Annotated in this window: 22 protein-coding genes; 14 read left to right on the forward strand and 8 right to left on the reverse strand. The window is 35.7% G+C overall.

Features of this window, described 5'->3' with window-relative positions; genetic code table 11:
- Window positions 1–21: 21 nt before the first annotated feature.
- The 5 genes from PZ898_RS21650 (at window position 22) to PZ898_RS21670 (ending at window position 4,464) form a co-directional block, all read left to right on the forward strand.
- Entirely contained in the window at window positions 22–993 is a 972-nt protein-coding gene (locus PZ898_RS21650; protein ID WP_062676428.1) for a polyprenyl synthetase family protein, read from the forward strand.
- Between the two features lie 76 nt (window positions 994–1,069).
- The gene (locus PZ898_RS21655) at window positions 1,070–2,020 is read left to right on the forward strand and encodes a GSCFA domain-containing protein (RefSeq protein ID WP_062676427.1); all 951 of its coding nucleotides are present in this window, start codon (window positions 1,070–1,072) and stop codon (window positions 2,018–2,020) included.
- Window positions 2,021–2,542, forward strand: coding sequence for a DUF4269 domain-containing protein (locus PZ898_RS21660; RefSeq protein ID WP_062676426.1), 522 nt, complete (start codon window positions 2,021–2,023; stop codon window positions 2,540–2,542). It abuts the gene before it with no gap.
- 5 nt (window positions 2,543–2,547) lie between these two features.
- Window positions 2,548–3,315, forward strand: a complete 768-nt coding sequence (locus tag PZ898_RS21665) for a TatD family hydrolase (RefSeq protein WP_277694222.1) — start codon at window positions 2,548–2,550, stop codon at window positions 3,313–3,315.
- A 3-nt stretch (window positions 3,316–3,318) separates the two neighbouring features.
- Window positions 3,319–4,464, forward strand: a complete 1,146-nt coding sequence (locus PZ898_RS21670; protein ID WP_277694223.1) for a hypothetical protein — start codon at window positions 3,319–3,321, stop codon at window positions 4,462–4,464.
- Window positions 4,465–4,513: 49 nt separating this feature from the next.
- Here the strand turns inward: PZ898_RS21670 and PZ898_RS21675 are convergent, their stop codons facing one another.
- From PZ898_RS21675 to PZ898_RS21700, 6 genes are all read right to left on the reverse strand, one after another.
- Complete coding sequence (locus tag PZ898_RS21675) at window positions 4,514–5,818, reverse strand: DEAD/DEAH box helicase (RefSeq protein WP_062676423.1); 1,305 nt, start codon at window positions 5,816–5,818, stop codon at window positions 4,514–4,516.
- 179 nt (window positions 5,819–5,997) lie between these two features.
- Window positions 5,998–6,636 (reverse strand): porin family protein, encoded by a 639-nt coding sequence (locus tag PZ898_RS21680; RefSeq protein WP_062676422.1) that lies wholly within the window; start codon window positions 6,634–6,636, stop codon window positions 5,998–6,000.
- Window positions 6,637–6,731: 95 nt separating this feature from the next.
- Window positions 6,732–7,223 carry a DUF6438 domain-containing protein gene (locus tag PZ898_RS21685; RefSeq protein ID WP_277694224.1) on the reverse strand — a complete coding sequence of 164 codons (492 nt, stop codon included), beginning with the start codon at window positions 7,221–7,223 and terminating at the stop codon, window positions 6,732–6,734.
- Between the two features lie 329 nt (window positions 7,224–7,552).
- Entirely contained in the window at window positions 7,553–8,536 is a 984-nt protein-coding gene (obgE, locus tag PZ898_RS21690) for a GTPase ObgE (RefSeq protein ID WP_062676421.1), read from the reverse strand.
- 56 nt (window positions 8,537–8,592) lie between these two features.
- Window positions 8,593–9,171, reverse strand: a complete 579-nt coding sequence (locus PZ898_RS21695; RefSeq protein ID WP_034697446.1) for an adenylate kinase — start codon at window positions 9,169–9,171, stop codon at window positions 8,593–8,595.
- 152 nt (window positions 9,172–9,323) lie between these two features.
- Window positions 9,324–9,878 carry a phosphoribosyltransferase family protein gene (locus PZ898_RS21700; protein WP_047374145.1) on the reverse strand — a complete coding sequence of 185 codons (555 nt, stop codon included), beginning with the start codon at window positions 9,876–9,878 and terminating at the stop codon, window positions 9,324–9,326.
- 395 nt (window positions 9,879–10,273) lie between these two features.
- Here PZ898_RS21700 and PZ898_RS21705 point away from each other — a divergent pair, with 395 nt between their 5' ends.
- The gene (locus PZ898_RS21705) at window positions 10,274–11,863 is read left to right on the forward strand and encodes an ABC-F family ATP-binding cassette domain-containing protein (protein WP_277694225.1); all 1,590 of its coding nucleotides are present in this window, start codon (window positions 10,274–10,276) and stop codon (window positions 11,861–11,863) included.
- Window positions 11,864–12,019: 156 nt separating this feature from the next.
- On the opposite strand, the gene PZ898_RS21710 is transcribed toward PZ898_RS21705, so the two are convergent.
- A complete protein-coding gene (locus PZ898_RS21710) occupies window positions 12,020–12,943 on the reverse strand; it encodes an alpha/beta fold hydrolase (protein ID WP_277694226.1) in 924 nt (307 codons plus the stop codon).
- 13 nt (window positions 12,944–12,956) lie between these two features.
- A complete protein-coding gene (locus tag PZ898_RS21715; protein WP_277694227.1) occupies window positions 12,957–13,541 on the reverse strand; it encodes a hypothetical protein in 585 nt (194 codons plus the stop codon).
- A gap of 178 nt (window positions 13,542–13,719) precedes the next feature.
- Between PZ898_RS21715 and PZ898_RS21720 the strand changes: the two genes are divergently transcribed.
- The 8 genes from PZ898_RS21720 (at window position 13,720) to lepB (PZ898_RS21755) (ending at window position 21,920) form a co-directional block, all read left to right on the forward strand.
- Window positions 13,720–15,006, forward strand: coding sequence for an adenylosuccinate synthase (locus PZ898_RS21720; RefSeq protein ID WP_062676417.1), 1,287 nt, complete (start codon window positions 13,720–13,722; stop codon window positions 15,004–15,006).
- Window positions 15,007–15,328: 322 nt separating this feature from the next.
- Window positions 15,329–16,171, forward strand: a complete 843-nt coding sequence (locus tag PZ898_RS21725) for an energy transducer TonB (RefSeq protein ID WP_120232975.1) — start codon at window positions 15,329–15,331, stop codon at window positions 16,169–16,171.
- A gap of 164 nt (window positions 16,172–16,335) precedes the next feature.
- Window positions 16,336–17,109 carry a ParA family protein gene (locus PZ898_RS21730; protein ID WP_002981269.1) on the forward strand — a complete coding sequence of 258 codons (774 nt, stop codon included), beginning with the start codon at window positions 16,336–16,338 and terminating at the stop codon, window positions 17,107–17,109.
- A 69-nt stretch (window positions 17,110–17,178) separates the two neighbouring features.
- Window positions 17,179–18,069, forward strand: a complete 891-nt coding sequence (locus PZ898_RS21735; RefSeq protein WP_034697457.1) for a ParB/RepB/Spo0J family partition protein — start codon at window positions 17,179–17,181, stop codon at window positions 18,067–18,069.
- Window positions 18,070–18,708 carry a DUF5683 domain-containing protein gene (locus PZ898_RS21740; protein ID WP_034697458.1) on the forward strand — a complete coding sequence of 213 codons (639 nt, stop codon included), beginning with the start codon at window positions 18,070–18,072 and terminating at the stop codon, window positions 18,706–18,708. It abuts the gene before it with no gap.
- A gap of 61 nt (window positions 18,709–18,769) precedes the next feature.
- Window positions 18,770–19,471: a 4-hydroxy-tetrahydrodipicolinate reductase gene (gene dapB, locus PZ898_RS21745; RefSeq protein ID WP_062676415.1), complete on the forward strand. Its 702-nt coding sequence runs from the start codon at window positions 18,770–18,772 to the stop codon at window positions 19,469–19,471.
- Between the two features lie 131 nt (window positions 19,472–19,602).
- Window positions 19,603–21,246, forward strand: coding sequence for a signal peptidase I (gene lepB / locus PZ898_RS21750; RefSeq protein WP_277694228.1), 1,644 nt, complete (start codon window positions 19,603–19,605; stop codon window positions 21,244–21,246).
- Window positions 21,246–21,920 carry a signal peptidase I gene (gene lepB, locus PZ898_RS21755; protein ID WP_202967952.1) on the forward strand — a complete coding sequence of 225 codons (675 nt, stop codon included), beginning with the start codon at window positions 21,246–21,248 and terminating at the stop codon, window positions 21,918–21,920. The genes lepB (PZ898_RS21750) and lepB (PZ898_RS21755) overlap by 1 nt, the downstream gene beginning before the upstream one ends.
- Window positions 21,921–21,924: the final 4 nt, after the last annotated feature.

Raw genomic sequence — 21,924 nt, forward strand, 5'->3', positions numbered from 1 at the left:
TTGTTCAAATTATAAGATTTTATGGAATTTTTAGACAGATACCAGCAGATTGTTGCAGATGCCATCACTAAATATACTTTTAAAGATAAACCTTCGGAGCTCTATGATCCGATGAACTATATTATTTCCCATGGTGGAAAACGCCTTCGTCCTATTATGGTGTTAATGGCATGTGATATGTTCGGTGGAGATCTTAAGCAGGCAATCAAGCCGGCATTGGCTATCGAGTTTTTCCATAACTTCACCCTGATCCATGATGATATTATGGATGAGGCTCCTTTAAGAAGGAACAAGCCTACTATTCATACTTTACACGGGCTTAATGTAGGAATTCTTTCCGGAGACGGACTGATGTTGAAAGCGTATAAGTTTTTTGAGGATCTGGAACCTGAAATATTCAAGGCATGTATCAGAATATTTACCCATACAGGACTTCTGTTATGCGAAGGTCAGCAGTACGATATTAATTTTGAAACTCAGGAAAATGTTACTTTTGATGACTATATCAGAATGATTACTTATAAAACCGGGGTATTAAGTGCTTCTTCATTTGAAATCGGAGCTTTGATTGCAAGAGCAGATTTTAAAGATGCCAAAGCTATTTTCAATTTCGGTAAACATATCGGAATTGCCTTCCAGATTATGGATGATTATCTTGATGTATTCGGAGATCAGGCGCAGTTTGGTAAAAAACATGCCGGAGACATCTACGAAAACAAGAAAACTGTTCTGTATCTGCTAGCAAGAGAACACGCTACAGACGAAGAAAGAAAAGAATTGGACTACTGGTATTCTAAGAAGACTGAAAATGTTGATAAAGTATATGGAGTAGAAAAGATCTTCAGAAGAACAAAAGTAGATGAAAAAGCATTACGTCTGATTGAAAAACATAATGAGATTGGACAAAGTTATCTTCAGAAAATTGATGTGCCGGAAGAAAAGAAAAAACCTTTTATTGAACTGGCCAATTATTTGTTGAGAAGAGAAAGTTAATATAGGCAGCAGATGATAGGTAGCAGGTAACAGTAATTTGCCCGCTACTTATTTCCTGCAGCCTAACCCTTATACAATGAAATTCAGAACAGAAGTTGATATTCCCGCATCAGAAAAGAAGATTGAAATTGAAGATAGAATATTTTCAATAGGCTCATGTTTTGCCTCTGAAATGACAGATTTACTCCAGGACGGACAACTTCAGACCCTTAATAATCCTTTTGGAACTATTTTTAACCCTTTTTCTATCAATAATGCAGTCAACAGATTACATGACTCTGCATTTTACGCAGAAGAGGAACTGATCACTTACAATGAAGAATATATCTCTCTGGATCATCATACCAGTTTTGATACCCGTTATATTCATCAGACCCTGGATAAGATTAATGGAGCTATTGAAGCAGGAAATGCCTTTCTTCAGGAAGCCGACTGGATTATTATTACCTACGGGTCCTCATTTATTTATGAATTCCTTCCCAAGAAAAAGCTGGTAGCCAACTGTCATAAAATTCCGCAAAAGTTTTTTGAGAAAAGACTGCTATCTCATCAGGAACTCACCACTTCAATTTACCAAACGATTCTGGATCTTAAAGATATTTGTAAAGAAGGAGTACAAATCTTATTTACTGTTTCACCTGTAAGGCATACCAAAGATGGAATGGTAGAAAATCAGTTAAGTAAGTCCAAATTAATCACTGCTATCCACGAGTCTATTTCTCTCTTTGAAGACTGTCATTATCTGCCTGTCTATGAGATTTTGATGGATGACCTCCGGGACTATCGCTTCTATAAAGAAGATATGATTCATCCTAGTACACAGGCGGTAAATTATATTTTTGAGAAGTTTGGAAAATCTTATTTTTCAGAAGAAACTCAGAATTTTATCAAAGAAAACTTTAAGATTATGAGAGCCCTGGAACATAAAACCAGTGATAAGAAAGATCCTAAGTTTATCGAGTTCAGAGAAAAACTGGATCAGAGAATTGAAGTACAGCGTAAAAAAGTAAAACATAAAATATTTTAAATGCTTGATTTCACCAGAATTGACTATCTGAAAGATGGAAATGAAAGACAGAAAAAAGCTTACGAAATTCTTACAAAACATCGTGTTTTTGATAAATTGAAGGACTATTCTCCTATTTTAGCAGGAACTGTTCCTATAGAGATTGATATCAAAGGAAGTGATCTGGATCTTATTTTCGAGGTGGATTTAAAATATGAACAGGATTTTCTGGATGATTTACTATTTTGTCAGCTTATTCCTCACGATGTAGAAGTGGAATATCCTATTGTAAACGGGGAAAAATGCATGACTTTAAATTTTATGCTGGAAGGGTTTCCCATTGAGATCTTTGGACAGAATAAGCCTACAAAACAGCAGAACGCTTATCTTCATATGATGGCCGAATACAAAATATTAAAAGAAAAAGGAGAAGAATTTAAACAAAGAATAATAGAACTTAAAAAACAGGGAATAAAAACGGAGCCTGCTTTCGGAATATTGCTGGGACTTGAAAATCCTTACGAAGATCTATTGAAATTTTAAATAAAATGATTGATACACATACACACTTATACGCAGAAGAATTTGATGAAGACAGAAAAGAAGCTATTCAAAGAGCAGTAGATAAAGGAATTACAGAATTTTATCTTCCTGCTATTGATTCTGAATCACATGAAAAAATGCTGCAGCTGGAAACAGAATATCCGGGACAGATTTTTTCCATGATGGGATTACATCCTTGCTATGTAAAACAGGAATCCTGGGAAAAAGAACTTGAAATTGTAAAAAAATATCTTGATCAAAGACATTTTCCAGCAATTGGAGAGATCGGAATTGACTTGTACTGGGATAAGACCACATTGGATATTCAGGTAAAAGCTTTTGAACAGCAGATTGACTGGGCAATAGAAAGAGACCTTCCGATTGTGATCCACACCAGAGAAAGCTTTGATGAGACCTTTGAAGTTTTAGAACGAAAAAAGCATCCGAAACTAAGAGGAATTTTCCATTGTTTTTCTGGGAATCTCGAACAGGCGCAGCATGCTATTGACCTTAACTTCATTTTAGGAATCGGTGGAGTAGTGACCTTTAAAAACGGAAAAATAGACCAGTTTCTGAATGAAGTTCCTTTGGATAAAATTGTTTTGGAAACAGATTCTCCATACCTGGCACCGGTTCCCCACAGAGGAAAAAGGAATGAAAGCTCTTATCTGGACCTGGTTGCCGGAAAGCTGGTGAATATCTATGGAAAAGATTTTTCTGAGATAGACCGCATCACGACAGAAAATGCTAAAAACATTTTTCAAATACCATAATTAATGAGTGCCCTGTTAAATTTTATTAGGAGCAACAAATTGAATGGCATATTGCTGTTTGCCATTTATTTCATAGTTAATCTTTTATTTCTGACGAAATATGGAATCAGACAGTCTTTTGTTCCTCTTACTATTTTAATTATTTTTTTTTCAGGGGGAAATTTATTGTTATTTTCTTTAGGAAAGTGGTCCTGGTTGGAAAAAGTATGGACCAGGAAATCCGTATATCTTCTTATCGTTTTTATCACGATTGCTTACATTGCGATGTGCCATGTGATGAAAGATCCTTATAAAATGAATATTGACAGATGGGCAACGTTAGAATTTTCTGTGCAACATTGGGCAAAAGGAGAATACATCTATGATACTCCAAATTTCATGGGAAATTTATCATCATATCTTCCTGGGCAATTACTTTTGTCAAGTGTTTTTTATTTTTTAGGGAATGTTGGCTACCTACAGGTTGTTGTCTTTTTACTATTTTCCTATGTTGTTTTTTTAGAATTTAAGAGCAATTTTCATAGATTTCTTGCAATAGGAATGTTAGGTATTTCCCTGGCTTATATTTATGAAGTGGTCTGTAAGAGTGATTTTATCTCTTCCTTTATTGCAGTGGCAGCCTTTATTGTCTTTTGGAACAGAATGTTTAAAGATGATTATTTTAAAAGATCCTTTCTGTTAGGAATATGCATAGGAATTCTATGTCTTACAAGAAGCGTAGTGATCATTCCTTTGATCATCTTTTTATTAAATCCCTTTTTAAAAACCAGCTGGAATAATAAAATAAAATTTGGATTAAGCTTTTTATTAACGGTAGCAATCTTATTGTCATCCGTTCTGCTGCCTGCCAAAAGTATTGAGCATGTGCTGCAATATAATCCTCTTAATCTTCAGGGACAAAGCAATAAATTTGTTATGCTGTTCTTTATGATACTGTCGGTTATCCTTTCCTTCTATGTTAAAAAAATAGAAACAGTATTTTACTTTTCAGCCTATATTCTTTTTTTTGTGATGTTGAGTTTTGTAAGTGAGCAGTATGTAACTTTAGGATTTTCTTACCAGAATAATTTCTTTTCTACTACCTATCTGGCAGCCTGTTTACCATTTTGTATTATAGGTTACTGCTATACAAAGCAAAGAATGGAATAATAATAAACGATCAATAAAAAAAGTCCTTTTCTTTGAAAAGGACTTTTTTTTATTTTTTTCTGGTGAAATTCTTATTCTTAGGTTTTTTAAACCCTACTGAAGCTCCCGCTGCAGGCTTTTTACGGTTATTATTTGGCCTTGAATTATTACCATTACCTGTTTTAGGTTTTCCGCCCCCTGCAGCTACAGGTTTGTTATTAGAATCCCTTTTCTGTGCTACCAGGTCATCAGTATGGAACGGATGATCCTTGATTACAGGAATTTTCTTTCCAATTAGTTTTTCAGTATTCTTTAAGTTCAAAAGATCAAGTCCGTCTACAAAAGATATAGAATTACCTTCGGCTCCTGCTCTTCCTGTTCTTCCGATTCTGTGTACATAGGTTTCAGAAACATCAGAAAGCTCAAAATTGATCACGAATTTCAGCTCATCAATATCAATCCCTCTGGCAGCAATATCAGTCGCTACAAGAACTCTTGTTTTTCCGGATTTAAAATTATTCAACGCATTTTGTCTCGCATTCTGAGATTTATTACCATGAATCGCTTCTGCGGAGATATTGTCCTTCTGAAGCTTTCTGGAAATCTTATCTGCACCGTGTTTTGTTCTTGCAAAAACCAATACAGAGTCTGAAATATCATTTTGAAGAATATGAGAAAGCAAATTCAGTTTGTTGTCTTTTTCTACGAAATACACAGATTGTTTGATAGTATCTGCAGTAGAAGAAACCGGAGTTACCTCTACCTTTACCGGATTATTCAGGATCGAATTAGCCAGTTTCTGAATTTCAGTCGGCATTGTTGCTGAAAAGAATAAAGTCTGTCTTCTCTGAGGTAAAAGTTTAATGATTCTTTTTACATCATGTACAAAACCCATATCCAGCATTCTGTCTGCCTCATCAAGAACAAAAATCTCAAGATTTTTCAGGCTGATGATTCCTTGTGCAATAAAATCCAGAAGTCTTCCCGGAGTTGCTACCAGAATATCAACACCCTTTCTCAAAGCTGCTTCCTGATTTCCTTGTTTTACTCCTCCGAAAATAACAAGTTGCTTTAAGGGAAGATATTTACCGTAAGCATTAATATTTTCCTCGATCTGAATCGCCAGTTCTCTGGTTGGAGTAAGGATTAACGCTTTTATATGTTTATTGGGAATTTTATTTTTAGATAAATTCTGTAAAATAGGGATGGAAAAAGCTGCTGTCTTTCCTGTTCCTGTTTGCGCACAACCTAAAAAGTCTCTGCCTTCCAGGATGTCAGGAATAGATCTTTCCTGGATAGGAGTAGGAGTCGTGTATCCCTGTTCCTGAATTGCTTTTGCAATAGGTTCTATTAAGTTTAAGTCTGTAAAATTCAAATGAATTATTTTAAAATTTAAATAAAAATTCCTTCAGTCTGAAAGAATTACATTCTGCAAAGGTAGTCTAAATATTTTTAAGTATCTTATTCCACTTTTTTTAGACTTATTGCTTATTGAAAAATAGAAATGGCAACCCGAATGTGAGCCGCCATTTTTTTCTGTTACATATCCGCAGTTTATTTAAATCTATATCCTACACCAGCCTGAAGAAATCCAATTTTAGTAGGAACAGCATTGCTTCTATTCATTTCTATAAAATTGAAATTGTATCTGGCGTCAACAAAAAACTTTTGATTAATCTTATATTCTGCACCCAGAAAAGGAAATAAGTTCAAGGTTTTTAAAGATTCGTAATTGTGGGTTTCAGCCTCATCAAAAACAGTATTCATTTTTACTTTGGATGATATATTAAATCCTAAGTTCATCCCTACAGAAGCAGAAAGCTCTGGAACAATATAATATTTTACTGAAATGGGAACCTGTATCTGGTTGAATTTGTAATCAAAGTGCATATCACCCACGTCTACTACTTCATTGCCTACCAACTCATACCAGGGATAAGCGTCTTTACCACCCAATTGAGTATATAGTAATTCAGCCTGTAAGCCAAATTTAGAAGATAAAGGCTGCTCTGCTGCAATACCTAAATAAAAATAGGATTTTGAATCCAGCCCGGTTCCAAAAAACTTCATATTGGATAATGAATATCCTCCCTTGACGCCAAAGCTCATAGATGCCTGATCTTTTGTGTTTTCTTGTGCATTAAATATTGCTGAGAAAGCAAATACTGTGATAAAGAAAATGTTCTTCTTCATATTTATTTTTAAATGATTAAAAGTTTTTATAAAAAAATAATTCCTCCAAACGAAGGAATTACTTTTACAAAGATAATTTAAATATTTTAGTGAAGCTATTTCACTTTATCCCATTGTTGATTCTTTCTTAAGTTTTCAAAAAACTGATACACTTCCGAAAGCTTTTCACTTCCACGTTTTCCATAATCTTCCACATTTTTTGAAGTTCCGTCAGCAAATTTGATTCTTAAATAAGACGTTGGAAGATCGGTAATATTGTGTTCACCGTATTTATCATTCAAACTTTTTACATGTAAGCCATCTAGTAAACTGATTAATTTATTGTAATCTTCTTCTTTAATGGTTCCTTTAAAAGTACCTTCACGGGGCTTTGAAAACTCATCTTTTGAAGGCTTATCATTAAAATTAAAATGTTCCGCTTCAAAAACTGCAGTTCTGTCCGGATTGATTGTCATTGTAAAAACAGGGCAGAATCCAAAACATGGAGTAGCCTCATATTCAATTTTAGTATATTTTGAACTAACTTTTTGAGACGTTATACACGATGTCAACAACACAAATGCACAAATGGCTAACAAATATTTCATAGTTTTTTCAATTTGAAAAGGTCTCCCAATAATTGTTCCAAAAGTATTCATCTTACTATGTTTTTATGTTAAATATAAAAAAGGAAAGTTGTTTAAGAACCATTAAGATTGTATTAAGGTGTTAAGAATATAAAGATAAGCTTTGCCGTATGCTTAAGAAATCAGGATGATTCATCTTAACTTTACTTCATTTCTTATATCCATTCTTAATGGTTTAAAATATTGAATAGAAGAAATTGTATAAATGAAAACAGCCTCAGGTTCTCCTAAGGCTGTTGTTTTATAATGCAGTTCTATTTTCAAAATAAAACTGATAAATCAATGTATTTCTATCCGTGCAATTGTTTCCAGATAGCATCTTTCAGCTCCATAAGACCTTCTCCGGTAACACCTGAGAAGAACAGAGGCTGTTTGTTTTCCGGGAACTCTGCTGCAATTTCCTTCTTCAGTTCTTCATCCAAAAGATCAGATTTTGAAACAGAAACAATGAAATCTTTATCCAGTAATTCTGGGTTATATTCTTTCAATTCATTTTCAAGAATTTTAAACTCCTGGAAATGATTTTCAGAGTCAGCCGGAATTAAGAATAAAAGGATAGAGTTTCTTTCAATATGTCTCAGGAATCTGTGTCCTAAGCCTTTTCCTTCTGCTGCTCCTTCAATAATCCCGGGAATATCAGCCATTACAAATGATTTGTAATTTCTGTAATCTACAATCCCAAGGTTAGGAGTTAAAGTCGTAAAAGCATAATTGGCAATTTTTGGTTTTGCCGCAGAAACAGATGCTAAAAGTGTAGATTTTCCAGCATTTGGAAATCCAACAAGTCCTACATCGGCCAAAATTTTAAGTTCGAAAACCACATAGCCTTCTTCACCATCCATTCCGGGTTGAGCATATCTTGGAGTTTGGTTGGTAGAGGATTTGAAATGTTCGTTTCCTTTTCCTCCTTTTCCTCCCTGCATCAAAATGATTTCCTGCTTATCTTCAAGGATTTCTCCGATAATTTCACCTTCTTCATTTTTAGCGATAGTCCCAATTGGAACATCGATATAAATATCAGAACCGTCAGCTCCTGTCAGCTGGTTTTTCGCTCCGTTTTCACCTCGTTCAGCTTTTATGTGACGAGTGTATCGGAGTGGAAGCAAAGTCCATTCATTAGCATTTCCTCTCATGATGACGTGTCCGCCACGACCTCCGTCGCCACCGTCAGGACCACCTTTAGGAATATACTTTTCACGGCGAAGGTGGGCAGAACCAGCACCTCCGTGTCCGCTTTTACAATGGATCTTTACGTAATCTACAAAGTTAGACATATAGTTTGTGTTGCGGGTTGAAGGGATGAAACTTCTTATCCCTTGCCATATCCCGATTATTTAATTTTCTCTACCTCAGCGAAAAGTTTTTGGGAAATCTCATCAATTTCTCCAACACCGTTTACCTCTACATATTTACCCTGCTGCTTATAAAGCTCGGCAACTTCTGCTGTTTTGGTATAATATTCTTTAATTCTGTTTTCGATGATCTCTACATTGCTGTCGTCTGATCTTCCGCTGGTTTCACCTCTTTTCAGAAGTCTTTCAACCAAAATTTTGTCCTCTACTACCAATGAAAGACAGATGTCAATCTCATCATTCAGTACTTCTTTAACGATGGTTTCCAAAGCTTCTGTCTGAGCAGTTGTTCTTGGATATCCGTCAAAAATAAAACCGTTGGTATCAGTAGGTTTTTTGATCTCGTCGATCAGCATATCTGTTGTTACCTGATCCGGAACCAATTCTCCCTTATCGATGTATGACTTAGCCAGTTTTCCAAGTTCAGTGTCATTTTTCATATTGTATCTGAAAAGATCACCTGTTGAAACCTGTTTTAAATTGAATTTCTCGATTAGATTCTGAGCTTGTGTTCCTTTTCCACTTCCTGGAGGGCCGAACAGAACAATGTTTATCATAATGTTGATACGCTTCCAGCAATGGGCATTTTGCTTCGGGCTTGTGGCTTTTGGCGGCTTGCTTTTTTGCTTTCAGCTTTTTTAAGTTATTATTAAATTTATTTCTTTATATAATTTTAAGCTAAAAGCTATCAGCTAATAGCCAACAGCATTTAATGGTTGATTTGTCCGTCTTCCAACTGATATAGATTCGGAAGGTTTCTTCCTAATTCATCATAATCCAGCCCGTATCCAAGTACAAATTTGTTCGGGATTTCTTTTCCGATATAATCCAGTTTGAAATCTTTCTTGTAAATCTCAGGTTTCAATAAGAAACTAGCCAGTTTTACAGATTTTGGACGTTGTGTTTCTTTGAAATATTTGAAAAGACTTTCAACGGTATTTCCTGTATCTACAATGTCTTCCACAAGAATAATATGACGGTCTCTTACGTCTTTAGTAAGCTCCATTTTCTGATAAACGATCCCTGTAGATTCTGTTCCTACATAAGAACTCATTTGAATGAAGGCAATTTCGCATTCTCCCGGGTAATATTTTAAAAGATCAGAGAAGAACATCACCACTCCATTTAACACCCCTATGAAAACAGGAACTTCATCCTTGTAATCTTCATAAATTCTTAACGCTGTCTCTTTTACAATTTCCTGAATTTCGGCATCCTTTAAATAAGGAACGAAAGTTTTGTCGTGAACTTTAATGCTTTCCATAAAATTTTTAGTAGTTGGCAAAGTTACGGATTTTTGATTAAAATACTTTCCTGTTTTTATCAGTTTGAAAGTTTGATGTTTTCCGGATCACAAAATTCAATATCCTGATGAAGTCTGTTTAAACATTCATAACAACAAGCTTTTTAATGAGATAGAATGGTATAGCCTCAAAAAATAGATTTAAAAATACTTTTGAAAAGCAGGTGTTTGAAATAAGGAAGAAAAGGATAATGATAAATGTCCTGATTATTGATGAAAACAAATATTCAGAAAAATGAGTATCTTTGTTCTTTCAAAACCCAAAAAAACAGACATGTAGGATATCATTTCTTTCAGACTCAATAAAACGGTAACAAGAATGTTGCTGGTGTTCAACCTTTATTAAGAAAGAAATCATGATTTTACTGCAAAATATATCCTTTGGGTTTCCGGGAGGAAATCTTCTATTTAATCATATCAATTTAACAATACAGTCTCATACCAAATCTGCTCTGGTAGGGAGTAATGGCGTGGGAAAATCAACCCTGCTGAAATTAATCGCGGGAGAAATACAGCCTCTAAACGGCAATACTAATATCCGGGGTAATATCTTTTATGTACCGCAGATGTTTGGAAATTTAAATGATCTTACCATTGCAGAATGCCTGAGGATAGATCAGAAACTCCATGCTCTTCAAAAAATTACCAATGGAGAGGTGGACGAAATATATTTTGAAACGCTCAATGACGACTGGGATATTGAAGAAAGATGCCAGAATGCTTTGGAGCATTGGGGGCTCGGAAATTTTGAATTAACTCAAAAACTGGAAGACCTGAGCGGAGGACAGAAGACTAAAGTTTTTCTCGCTGGAATTCAGATCAACCAACCTGATATTATCGTATTGGATGAACCGACCAATCACCTGGACAGGGAAGGAAGAAAACTCTTGTATGATCTTATTGACAAAACAGATGCAACAGTGGTTATCGTAAGCCACGACCGTATTTTGCTCAATCTTGTAGATACCATATTCGAATTAAGCAATCAGGGAATTGCAACTTATGGTGGAAACTATGACTTTTATGCCAAACAGAAAGAAGTTGAGGAGGAAGCATTGCAAAATGATATCCATTCCAAAGAACGTGCTCTGAAAAAAGCAAAAGAAAAGGAGCGGGAAACTCTGGAACGAAAGCAAAAACTGGATGCAAGAGGTAAAGGGAAGCAGGAAAAATCCGGAGTAGCCAGAATTATGATGAATACGCTTCGGAATAATGCTGAAAAAAACAGTTCAAAACTTAAAAGTATACACGCAGAGAAAATTAGTGGGATTTCCGGTGACTTAAGAGATCTGCGTTCCTCCTTAAAGAATTCTGATCAGATGAAAGTTAATTTTAATGATTCTAATCTACATTCAGGAAAGATCCTTGTTACCATTGAAGATATTAATTTCACTTACGGAAAAGAAAAACTATGGAAAGAAAACATCAGTATGGAGGTGCGAAGCGGAGACCGAATATCAGTGAAAGGCTCAAACGGTTCCGGAAAAACTACCCTGATAAAGCTTCTGTTGGGAAATATTAAACCTTCGGAAGGAAAAATAAATAAGACAGAATTCAACAGTATCTATATTGACCAGGAATATTCCCTTATTGATAATGATTCAACGCTTTACGATTTTGTACAGACTTTCAATGACAGTGCCATGCAGGAATCCGAAGTGAAAACATTACTGTCCAGATTTTTATTTTGGAAAGATACCTGGGACAAAAAATGTGGAATGCTAAGTGGCGGAGAGCGTTTACGGTTGCTTCTTTGCGGTCTTTCCATTAGTAATAAAGCACCCGATATGATTATCCTTGATGAACCTACGAATAATTTAGATCTCCAGAATGTGGAAATTCTCACCAATTCTATAAAAGATTATCATGGAACTCTACTGGTGATTTCCCATGATGAAGTTTTTCTTCAGGAGATTGGAATTGACAGAGAATTGATGCTGGGGTAATTATTATATTTCTTACAAATCAAACAAAATCCTTTAGGTATTCAATAGAGGCGGGCTTTATCCCGTCTGTCAATAAGATTAGAATCCATCGGCTTTAGCCGAAACTTATACAGAAATTCCAGATCAATGCTATCTGGAATTTTTATTTTGTTCTTATTATTTTAAGATCCAGTTATGGATTTCCTTCAGAACCTGTTCTCTTATGGATTCGTTTAAAATCTCATGACGCATATCAGGATAGATTTTTAAGTCCACATTTTGAAAACCATCAATTTTTAAGTTGTTGACGGTTTGCATGACTCCTTTTCCAAAGTCACCAATCGGATCCTTCTGTCCGCTTACGAATAAAAAAGGAAATGATTTAGAAATAGGTGCAGCCCAGTTTCTCGCTGTCGCTTTTTTATAAACGGTAAATAGAGTATAAAAAGCATTATGAGTAAACGGAATTCCACAAAGTTCATCCTTTTCAAAAGCTTGTCGGTTTTTAGGATTTACACTGAGCCAGCTGGTATCACTGAAATCTTGATCCTTTTTAAAATGTTTGTTATTGACGCTCGTAAAAACAGAATTCAAAAAAGTACGATGACGAGGAGCGATAGCTGTGGCTAATGACAAATAACCTCTCAATATATCGATTCCCGGTAAAGGTCCGCCGGTTCCTGTAATGATAGCTCCGGAAAATTTACTGCTTTCTTTTTGAAGAAGACATCGTGTAATAAAAGATCCCATAGAATGTCCCAGAATAAAATGGGGGATATCCGGATATTGTTCTGCAAGATAATCTGCCATCATTTCGGCATCGGCTACAAGCCTTTCATCCGGTTTTTCAAGCTGGAAGAAACCAATATCTTTTTTCTCTTTTACAGATTTTCCATGTCCCAGGTGATCATAGGTCAATACAGCAATTCCATGAGACGCAAAATATTCTGCAATCTCTGCATATCTTCCGCTGTGTTCCTGCATACCATGAACAATGAGAAGGGTGGCTTTTGCTGTCTCCGGAGAAAACAGAGTGTAGAAAAGTTCTGAACTGCTGTTTATTTTTGATGGTAAATAGGCAGACTTTTGTGATGGGTTCATAGTAATTGGAATATTATTTTATTTCAATATCTGGAAGTTTATAATTTCCAACCGTTTCAATTAATTTTGAAGAATTGGTTTTTAAATTATTAAAAAAAGAATCAATATTTTCCGGATACCCTCTTTCACTCAGTGCAAAAAGAAGAACGCCTTTATTCTTTCCATTACTAATGATTTTGTAGCGATAAATATTTCTTTCTGCAATAAGTATTTCCTTGCCGTCCTTTGAATTTTCACTGATAAGAAAATCTAAAATATATTCTTCCTTATTTTCAAAAATCTGGTAATTGACGACTGGTTTGGTCTTTTTCATTTCCTGCAGTTCAGCTACTTTTTGATCCACAACATCCTTGATATTAAAATCACCTTTTATAAAATCGACCAATACCATACTGTTGTATTTATGGATGTTATCATGTGAGCTTACATATTCCTGTTTAAAATAATTTTCATTAGGATGCGAACTCCATACGAGATTATATTCCTTTTGATTTAGCTTAATGGGACCACGTATATTTAGATAATCATTTACTTTATTTTGAGCGTTCACATAAATAAGAGGGATTATTAAAAGTAGAATCAGAATTTTAATTTTCATTTGTATAAATTTATAGTAAATATAATCCATTTTATATAGGTGTGAAAGTAAAAAGGTAGAAATGAAGTAATATTCAACCTCATGATTTTCACCCCAACTCAAAATAAATATCCTCTATAATTTGGTCGTCATTTTTTTTCAGAGTAATTTTGCACGAATCTAAAAACAAAAGTAAAATATGTCAACTTATGTAGTTGTAGGTCTTCAGTACGGAGATGAAGGCAAAGGAAAAATCACGGATGTTTTATCAGCAAAATCGGACTATGTAGTACGTTTCCAGGGTGGAGACAACGCTGGTCACACGGTTTATGTGGGTGATGAGAAATTCGTTCTACACCTTCTTCCTTCAGGAGTTCTTCAATGCAAAGGGAAATGTATCATTGCGAACGGAGTAGTGGTAAACCCTAAGTCTTTCATTAAAGAAGTTGGTCAGATCGAGAGCAAAGGCTTGAGAACAGATCATATCTTTATCAGCAGAAGAGCGCATGTCATCATGCCTTACCACATCCTTTTGGATACTTACCGTGAAGAGGAACACGGAGGAACTCAGATCGGAACTACCAAAAAAGGAATCGGACCTTGTTATGAAGATAAAATTGCAAGAGTCGGGATCAGAATGGTAGACCTTTTAAATCCTGAGATTTTAAGAGATAAAATTGAGAAAAACTTAAAAGTTAAGAACTCTCTTTTTGAAAAATATTACGGAAAACCAACGTTAGACGTTGAAGAAATCTACAACGAATATTTAGCAATCGGAAAGCAGCTTCAGGATAGAATTGTTGATACTGAACTGGAACTGAACGAAGCAATCAGAGACGGTAAAAACGTTTTATTCGAAGGAGCACAGGCATTAATGCTTGATATCGACTTCGGTACTTATCCATACGTAACTTCATCTTCTCCATCTACAGGAGGTGTTTGTTCAGGAGCAGGTGTTCCGCCAACTTCACTTCAGAACCTTATCGGGGTGGCGAAAGCTTACTGTACAAGAGTTGGAAACGGTCCTTTCCCTTCTGAACTGGATAACGAACTGGGTGAAAAAATCAGACAGATCGGTGGTGAATTCGGAGCAACTACAGGTAGACCAAGAAGAACAGGTTGGTTAGACCTTGTTTCCTTAAAGCATGCTTGTATGATCAATGGAATCAACAACCTTGTGATCACTAAGCTTGACGTTCTTACAGGAATTGAGAACCTGAAAGTTGTAACGCATTACAAAACTGAAGACGGAAAAATCATCGATTATTTCACTTCGTCAACAGAAAAGCTATACAACTACGAGCCAATTTACCAGGATTTACCAGGCTGGAGCGAAGATATTACCAAAGCAAGAAGCTATGATGAACTTCCTGATACTGCGCAAAAATACATCGAGTTTATTGAGAAATACTTAGGAATCAACGTATACTTAGTTTCTGTAGGTCCTGAAAGAAGTCAGAACATCATCAGAAAAGAATTATTCTAATATTTCTTAGAACATACAATAAAAAGAGATCATCATTGATGGTCTCTTTTTTTGTTTTTATGAGCCTTGTCAAGTTTTTAAACCTTGATGTGGGTAAGAGGTCATTAAGTTTATTCCTCATTTACTTGAGAAGAAATAACTCCTTTTTCTTCTATAAACTTTTTACTTGTAAATGTTAAAATTTAAACTTTATCATAAAATTTTCTAATATTATGTTGTTTTGATAAAATTTTGGCAGATGTTTTGATATTGAAACACTACTTATCGATAAGAACAATAAAACTAATAATCAAAATTTTTAACAGTTTAAATAGTAGTAGTGATGAAACAACATAACCAAAACCAGGAATTTCGGTTCAACGAGGTCCTGTTCGAGCACCGCAATAAAGACTATGGTGCCTATGTATTAAGAAACGAATCAGATAGAATATTAACCAAAGCGCTTTTTATCGGAGCAAGTTTAATGGCTGCAGTATCCATTACGCCGTTTGTGATTTCTGCAATGAAACCTGTGGACGAGCCTGTAGGAACGGTATATGAACTTCCGAGAGTTGTTGAAATTCAGGAGGTAGAAAAGCCGAAAGATCCGCCGGTACAAATTGTAAAACCAACTCCTCCGGCTCCTGCTGTAAAAACTTATGATGACAGATTGCCGGAACCTAAAGCAATTGTTACCAATGAAAAGCAAGTTGAGGATAAAATTAATGCAGTAGCAAGCACACAGACATCGGAAGGCAAAGAAGTACCAAATACAACCTATATTCCAATTGTTCCACGTGTTATCGGAGGAGATGGGCCACCAGCTGTAAAGGCTGATCCGGTAGTGGAAAAGACGGATCCTACAATTATTGATAAGGATCCTAGTGTAGAAGCTAGTTTTGCAGGAGGAATAGATTCCTTCAGAAATAAAGTAATGAACAGCTTCGATGGTTCAGGATTTGAATCAGAAGATGTTGTAAAGACGACAGTTACCTTTATTGTAGAAATGGACGGAACGATCTCAGGGGTAAAAGCTAACGGAACCAACGCCGATTTTAATAATGAGGCAATGAGAACAATTAAAATGATTTCCAATAAAGGAAAATGGATCCCTGCCAAAAACAAAAAAGGAGAATACGTAAGAAGTTATTTCAAATTTCCTATCTCCATGAAATTTGAGAATTAATACGGAAAAGTAAATTTCAAATAGTTATCCACAAAGAATTTTTTTTGTGGATAATTTTTTTTATCGTTAAATTGCTTATTAACAATATTTTAACTCAATTTTGATTTTCCCCACTCACCGAGAGCAAAGAAAAAAGTGTATTTTTGAAACTTAAAGTTCTAATAATGGCAAAAATCATAGGTATTGCTAATCAAAAAGGAGGTGTTGGTAAAACTACCACCGCTGTAAATTTGGCAGCAGCATTAGGAGTATTGGAAAAAAGAATATTAATCATTGATGCTGACCCTCAGGCGAATGCAACATCCGGTCTGGGTGTTGAGGATGTTCAGTATTCTACCTATAATCTTCTGGAGCACAGTGCAGATACAAGAGTTTGTATCAAGAGAACTGCAACTCCGAACCTGGATATTATTCCGTCACATATCGATCTGGTAGCAGCGGAAATTGAATTGGTAGACAAGGAAGATCGTGAGTATATGCTGAAAAAAGCGCTGGCAAGTGTAAGAGATGATTATGATTATATTATCATCGACTGTGCACCGAGTTTAGGTCTTATTACCGTCAATGCGCTTACAGCTGCAGACTCTGTAATCATTCCAATCCAGTGTGAGTATTTTGCATTAGAAGGGCTTGGTAAATTGTTGAATACCGTTAAAAATGTTCAGAAAATTCACAATAAAGATCTTGGAATAGAAGGTCTTCTTTTAACCATGTATGACAGCCGATTGAGATTATCCAATCAGGTTGTGGAAGAAGTAAATTTACATTTCCCTGAAATGGTTTTTGAAACCATTATCAGTAGAAACGTAAGATTGAGTGAAGCACCAAGTTTTGGAGAAAGTATCCTGAATTATGATGCAGAAAGTAAGGGAGCTGTTCAGTATATTCAGTTAGCTGAAGAAGTTCTTTTGAAGAATGAAAACTTAATAAAGAATTAAATTAATAATAAATGGCCAACAAGTGAGTGCTAGACATCACTTTTCAAACATCATTTATCAATTATATCTATGAAGGACAAAAAAAGAGCTATGGGACGCGGCTTGGGCGCCATTTTAAGTGCAGAATCCAAAGCAACTATCAATTCCGCTACTGATGAAGGAGCAGATAAGTTTGTGGGAAATATTGTGGAAGTTGCGCTTGAAGATATCTATCCGAACCCAACGCAGCCGAGAACTTATTTTGATGAAAAAGCATTAAACGAACTTGCACAGTCCATTAAAAACTTAGGCGTAATCCAGCCGATTACCCTTAGAAAAGACGGTGAAAAGTTTGAAATCATTTCCGGGGAAAGACGTTACAGGGCAACTAAAATTGCAGGGTTAACAACTATTCCTGCCTATATCCGTTTAGTCAATGACCAGGAGCTTCTTGAGATGGCTCTTGTTGAAAATATCCAGAGAGAAGACCTGGATGCTATCGAAATTGCCCTGACTTATCACAGGCTTCTTGAAGAAATCGGTCTTACTCAGGAAAACCTGAGCCAGAGAATAGGAAAGGACAGAAGTACGATTACCAATTCTATCAGACTGTTAAGATTAAATCCGGATATTCAGAATGCTATCAGAAGCGGTGAGATTTCTGCAGGACACGGAAGAGCAATCATCAGTCTTGAGAGTGAAGAAGATCAGCAGGTTTTATTTGATCTTATTATCAAAGAAAAATTAAACGTTCGTCAGGCCGAACAGGCTGCTGCTGCATTGAAGAACCCGAAGTCTCCTGCTGCCAAAAAAGCAAAAGTCGAGCTTTCCAATAACTATAAAAAAGCCCAGAAGACCATAGCAGATATCTTAGACGTAAAAGTAGAGATCAAATCTTCTGGAAATGGTAAAAAAGGGAAAATTGTTCTGGACTTCAAAAATGAAGAAGAGCTGGAATATATTTTATCCCATATTAAATAAATGAAGAAAATATTTTTCACATTTTTCTTGTGTATCGCTGCAATGGCTTACTCACAAGTAAAACCTATAGATACCGTTCGGATGCAGACTCTTCCGAAAGAAGAACCTCGTGTGGTAAAACCAAGCAAAACAGAAGCAAAGATTATTGAAGATCTTGAAAAAGCGAACGGTCCCACAGCAAAAACCATAAAGCTAAACCCTACCAGAGCGGGATTATATTCCGCAGTTTTACCTGGATTAGGACAGTTTTATAACAAAAAATACTGGAAAATTCCCATTGTCTGGGGAGCCGTAGGTGCTGGGGTTGGTATTGCCGTATGGAATGACAATCAATACAAAAAATACCGTGAGTATTACGTGGCAAAACTGAATGGAACTCCTAATGAATTTGTAGACAGTCACCCGTGGCTGGACAAAAAAGCTTTAGGTAACGCACAGGACAGAGCCAAAAGACAAAGGGATTATGCCATCGCCATTACAGGGTTGATCTATATCCTGAATATTGTAGATGCTGTAGTAGATGCACACCTTTACGAAAGCCGCCATGATCCGGATTTGGTTTTTAAACCATCGGTTATTCAGGATCAGTATGGCTACAGCGCACCAAAAACAGGATTCAGTTTAAGTTACAGATTTTAAAAGACAATACACCTGCAGAAGTTCTGAGGATCAGATGCAGATTAAAAAATAAAAAGATTATATGAAAATAGCATTAGTCGGTTACGGTAAAATGGGTAAGATCATTGATGAGATCGCACAGAAGAGAGGTCATGAAGTAGTTGCCCGTCTGAAGGAAACCCCAACTGCTGAGAATCTTAATAATCCGGATGTTGTGATTGAATTTTCACTGCCGGAAGTAGCATTTGAAAACATCAAAGCTTGTCTTGAAAATAAAATTCCGGTGATCTGCGGAACAACAGGATGGCTTGACCAAAAAGCTGAAATTGAAAAATTAGCGATAGATAATGATACTGCTTTCCTATATGGTTCTAACTTTAGTTTAGGCGTGAATTTATTCTTTGCTCTCAACGAAAAGCTTGCGGACCTGATGAAGAACGTAGATGAATACTCTTGCCAGCTGGAAGAAATTCACCACATCCACAAGAAAGATGCTCCAAGTGGAACAGCCATTTCCATAGCAGAAGGAATCATTCAAAACAACCCGAAATTCGATGCATGGAAACTGGAAGAAACAGAAGGCAAGCAGCTGGGAATTTTTGCGGTACGCGAAGACGAAGTTCCTGGAACACACAGCGTATATTATAGAAGCGAAGTAGACGAAATCGAGATCAAGCATACCGCTTTCAACAGAAACGGTTTTGCGCTGGGAGCGGTAGTCGCTGCCGAGTGGATTAAAGATAAAAAAGGAAACTTCGCAATGAAAGACGTTTTGGGGCTTTAATTTGTAACAAATTCTGTAAATTGCAGACCAATAAGCAGAAAATGATGAATAGTGAATTGTAACAGCGGACTGCTTTTATCATTTATTACTCATCATTTATCTTTATATCATAAGAATAGGCACAAAAATTTATGAATTATTTTTTAACTTATACAGTATATGTCATCATACTATCCGTGTTGATGGGGATTTCATCTTGGAAACTGTTCAAAAAAATGGGATATAGCCCTTTATTTGCTTTTATCCCTTTCTACAACTATTTCATTATTCTTAAAGAAACAAAACATCCGAAATGGTGGGCAATCCTTTCTTATCTCCCGATAGTAGGACCAATCATGATGTCGGTTTTCCACCTTTACTTAGTGAAGAAGTTCGGCAAAACACTTTTCAAAGATCAGATTCTTACCGTGATTCTGCCGTTTATTTATATGGCGGTCATCAACTATTCTAAAGATGTAGAGTTAGAAGATGAAAATACAAACGATCTGTTTCTTACAGATGAAGAGAAAAATGATAAGAAGAAAGATACATTCATTGGTTCTATTACCTTTGCCGTAGTCTTTGCTACCATTATTCACGTTTTTGTAACACAGCCTTTCGGGATTCCTACAGGATCTATGGAAAGAACTTTATTGGTAGGTGACTTCCTTTTCGTAAACAAATGGAGTTATGGTTACAGGCTTCCAATGCGTCCGGTAGCAATACCTTTCCTTCAGGGAACTATTATGGATACAGGACAGAAAGGTAATCCTAAAGATGATCCTAAATCTTACGTAGATGCAATGAAGCTTCCTTATACAAGAATTTTACAATTCAATAAACCACAGAAAAATGATGTAGTTGTTTTCAACTATCCTCAGGATTCAGTACATACTGCTATTGACAGAAAAGACCCTTACGTAAAAAGATGTGTGGCTACAGCAGGAGATACTTTTGAAATGAGAGCCGGAAGACTTTTCGTTAACGGAAAGCCGGAGACTGTTTTGGGAGATCAGGAAGTACAGCACAGATACCTTGTAACGACGGATGCTCAATTAGACATCCCTACTTTATATAAAGCTTATGGATTCTTACCGGTTCAGGAAGTGCAGCAGAATAACGGAGGTTTCCTTTATGGATTTCAGGGTTTAACGGATAAAACGGCTAAAGAAATTAAAGAACTTCCTCACGTTATTGATATGAAGGAAGAAGTTTCACCAAAAGGAGAAGCAGCAGTATATTACAGAGACGAAGCTAAAACTAAAATCGATACGACACAATCTATTTTCCCAATCAATAAACCTTGGAATCAGGATTGGTACGGCCCGGTTAGAATTCCTAAAAAAGGAGATGTAGTAGTGATCAATCAGGAAACACTGCCAATGTACCAGTGGATTATTTCTGAATATGAACACAACAGCTTGGAGAAAAAGAACGGAAAGATCTTCATTAATGGTAAGGAAGCGAATCAGTATACTATTCAGCAGGATTATTATATGATGATTGGTGACAACCGTGATGCTTCATTAGATGCAAGATTCTTTGGTTTCGTTCCGGAAGAAAATATTGTTGGAAAACCAATGTTTACATGGATGAGTCTTCAGGGTGCATTCTCGGACAGCAGCTCTACTTATCAGGCACCATTTAAAATCCGTTGGGAAAGAATGTTCAAAGCTACCAATACAGGAGAAGCCAATAAAACTTCTTACTGGTGGATTGCAGCGATGATCCTGATTTTATTCTTCGGATGGGATTATTTCATGAAATTATTCAGAAAGAAAAAAACTGAAGAATAGTGTTTAAAAGTAAAATATTTAATAGAGTCCTTTTAACAGGCAGCTTTATTGTAACTCTTTTTATTATTGCAAAACTCTCTGGGGTTTTGCAATATGCTTTTGTACCCTTGGCAGGTAATGAACCTACGATCAAAAGAAAGTCATTTATTTTTATGACCAATATCCTTCCTTATGAAAAGTTTAAAATGATTGCTTACAATCAAAATAATTTAGATTATCCCCAAGGTGCCTATGTACAAAGATTAATAGGAACTGAAAATGATGTGATTTTAATTGAGAATGGTGATTTATATGTTAATGGTATATTGATAGATGAATTTAATGTGAAACATTCTTACAAAATAGACAGAGGGTATGTAAATGATCTTCTATCCAAAGGTACTGAAGAAAGTGAAATCTTTCAGATTGATGACAATTATTTCATCACTCAATTAAGCGATAAAGAGCTTAATGATAATTTTTTTCATGAAAGGTTTATAAACCCGAATACCAATCAGGACATTCGTAAAATTTATCATAAAGACTGGAGTGCCGATAATTTTGGTCCGGTAAGAGTTCCAAGTGGAAAATTATTCTTTTTAGGAGATAATCGTAACGCAAGCTTAGATTCCCGTTATTTAGGCTTTGTTGACGAGAAAGATGCTGTAGGAAGAGTGTTTTATCCTAAAAACTAGATTA

It is taken from the genome of Chryseobacterium sp. WX (genome assembly GCF_029542485.1).
Classification (GTDB): Bacteria; Bacteroidota; Bacteroidia; order Flavobacteriales; family Weeksellaceae; genus Chryseobacterium; species Chryseobacterium cucumeris.

Bases quoted from the DNA above. Each gene is read 5' to 3' on its own strand.
- PZ898_RS21650 (WP_062676428.1), top strand. From the start codon at position 22: ATGGAATTTTTAGACAGATACCAGCAGATTGTTGCAGATGCCATCACT.
- PZ898_RS21655 (WP_062676427.1), top strand. From the start codon at position 1,070: ATGAAATTCAGAACAGAAGTTGATATTCCCGCATCAGAAAAGAAGATT.
- PZ898_RS21660 (WP_062676426.1), top strand. From the start codon at position 2,021: ATGCTTGATTTCACCAGAATTGACTATCTGAAAGATGGAAATGAAAGA.
- PZ898_RS21665 (WP_277694222.1), top strand. From the start codon at position 2,548: ATGATTGATACACATACACACTTATACGCAGAAGAATTTGATGAAGAC.
- PZ898_RS21670 (WP_277694223.1), top strand. From the start codon at position 3,319: ATGAGTGCCCTGTTAAATTTTATTAGGAGCAACAAATTGAATGGCATA.
- PZ898_RS21680 (WP_062676422.1), bottom strand. From the start codon at position 6,636: ATGAAGAAGAACATTTTCTTTATCACAGTATTTGCTTTCTCAGCAATA.
- PZ898_RS21685 (WP_277694224.1), bottom strand. From the start codon at position 7,223: ATGAAATATTTGTTAGCCATTTGTGCATTTGTGTTGTTGACATCGTGT.
- obgE (WP_062676421.1), bottom strand. From the start codon at position 8,536: ATGTCTAACTTTGTAGATTACGTAAAGATCCATTGTAAAAGCGGACAC.
- PZ898_RS21695 (WP_034697446.1), bottom strand. From the start codon at position 9,171: ATGATAAACATTGTTCTGTTCGGCCCTCCAGGAAGTGGAAAAGGAACA.
- PZ898_RS21700 (WP_047374145.1), bottom strand. From the start codon at position 9,878: ATGGAAAGCATTAAAGTTCACGACAAAACTTTCGTTCCTTATTTAAAG.
- PZ898_RS21705 (WP_277694225.1), top strand. From the start codon at position 10,274: ATGATTTTACTGCAAAATATATCCTTTGGGTTTCCGGGAGGAAATCTT.
- PZ898_RS21710 (WP_277694226.1), bottom strand. From the start codon at position 12,943: ATGAACCCATCACAAAAGTCTGCCTATTTACCATCAAAAATAAACAGC.
- PZ898_RS21715 (WP_277694227.1), bottom strand. From the start codon at position 13,541: ATGAAAATTAAAATTCTGATTCTACTTTTAATAATCCCTCTTATTTAT.
- PZ898_RS21720 (WP_062676417.1), top strand. From the start codon at position 13,720: ATGTCAACTTATGTAGTTGTAGGTCTTCAGTACGGAGATGAAGGCAAA.
- PZ898_RS21725 (WP_120232975.1), top strand. From the start codon at position 15,329: ATGAAACAACATAACCAAAACCAGGAATTTCGGTTCAACGAGGTCCTG.
- PZ898_RS21730 (WP_002981269.1), top strand. From the start codon at position 16,336: ATGGCAAAAATCATAGGTATTGCTAATCAAAAAGGAGGTGTTGGTAAA.
- PZ898_RS21735 (WP_034697457.1), top strand. From the start codon at position 17,179: ATGAAGGACAAAAAAAGAGCTATGGGACGCGGCTTGGGCGCCATTTTA.
- PZ898_RS21740 (WP_034697458.1), top strand. From the start codon at position 18,070: ATGAAGAAAATATTTTTCACATTTTTCTTGTGTATCGCTGCAATGGCT.
- dapB (WP_062676415.1), top strand. From the start codon at position 18,770: ATGAAAATAGCATTAGTCGGTTACGGTAAAATGGGTAAGATCATTGAT.
- lepB (WP_277694228.1), top strand. From the start codon at position 19,603: ATGAATTATTTTTTAACTTATACAGTATATGTCATCATACTATCCGTG.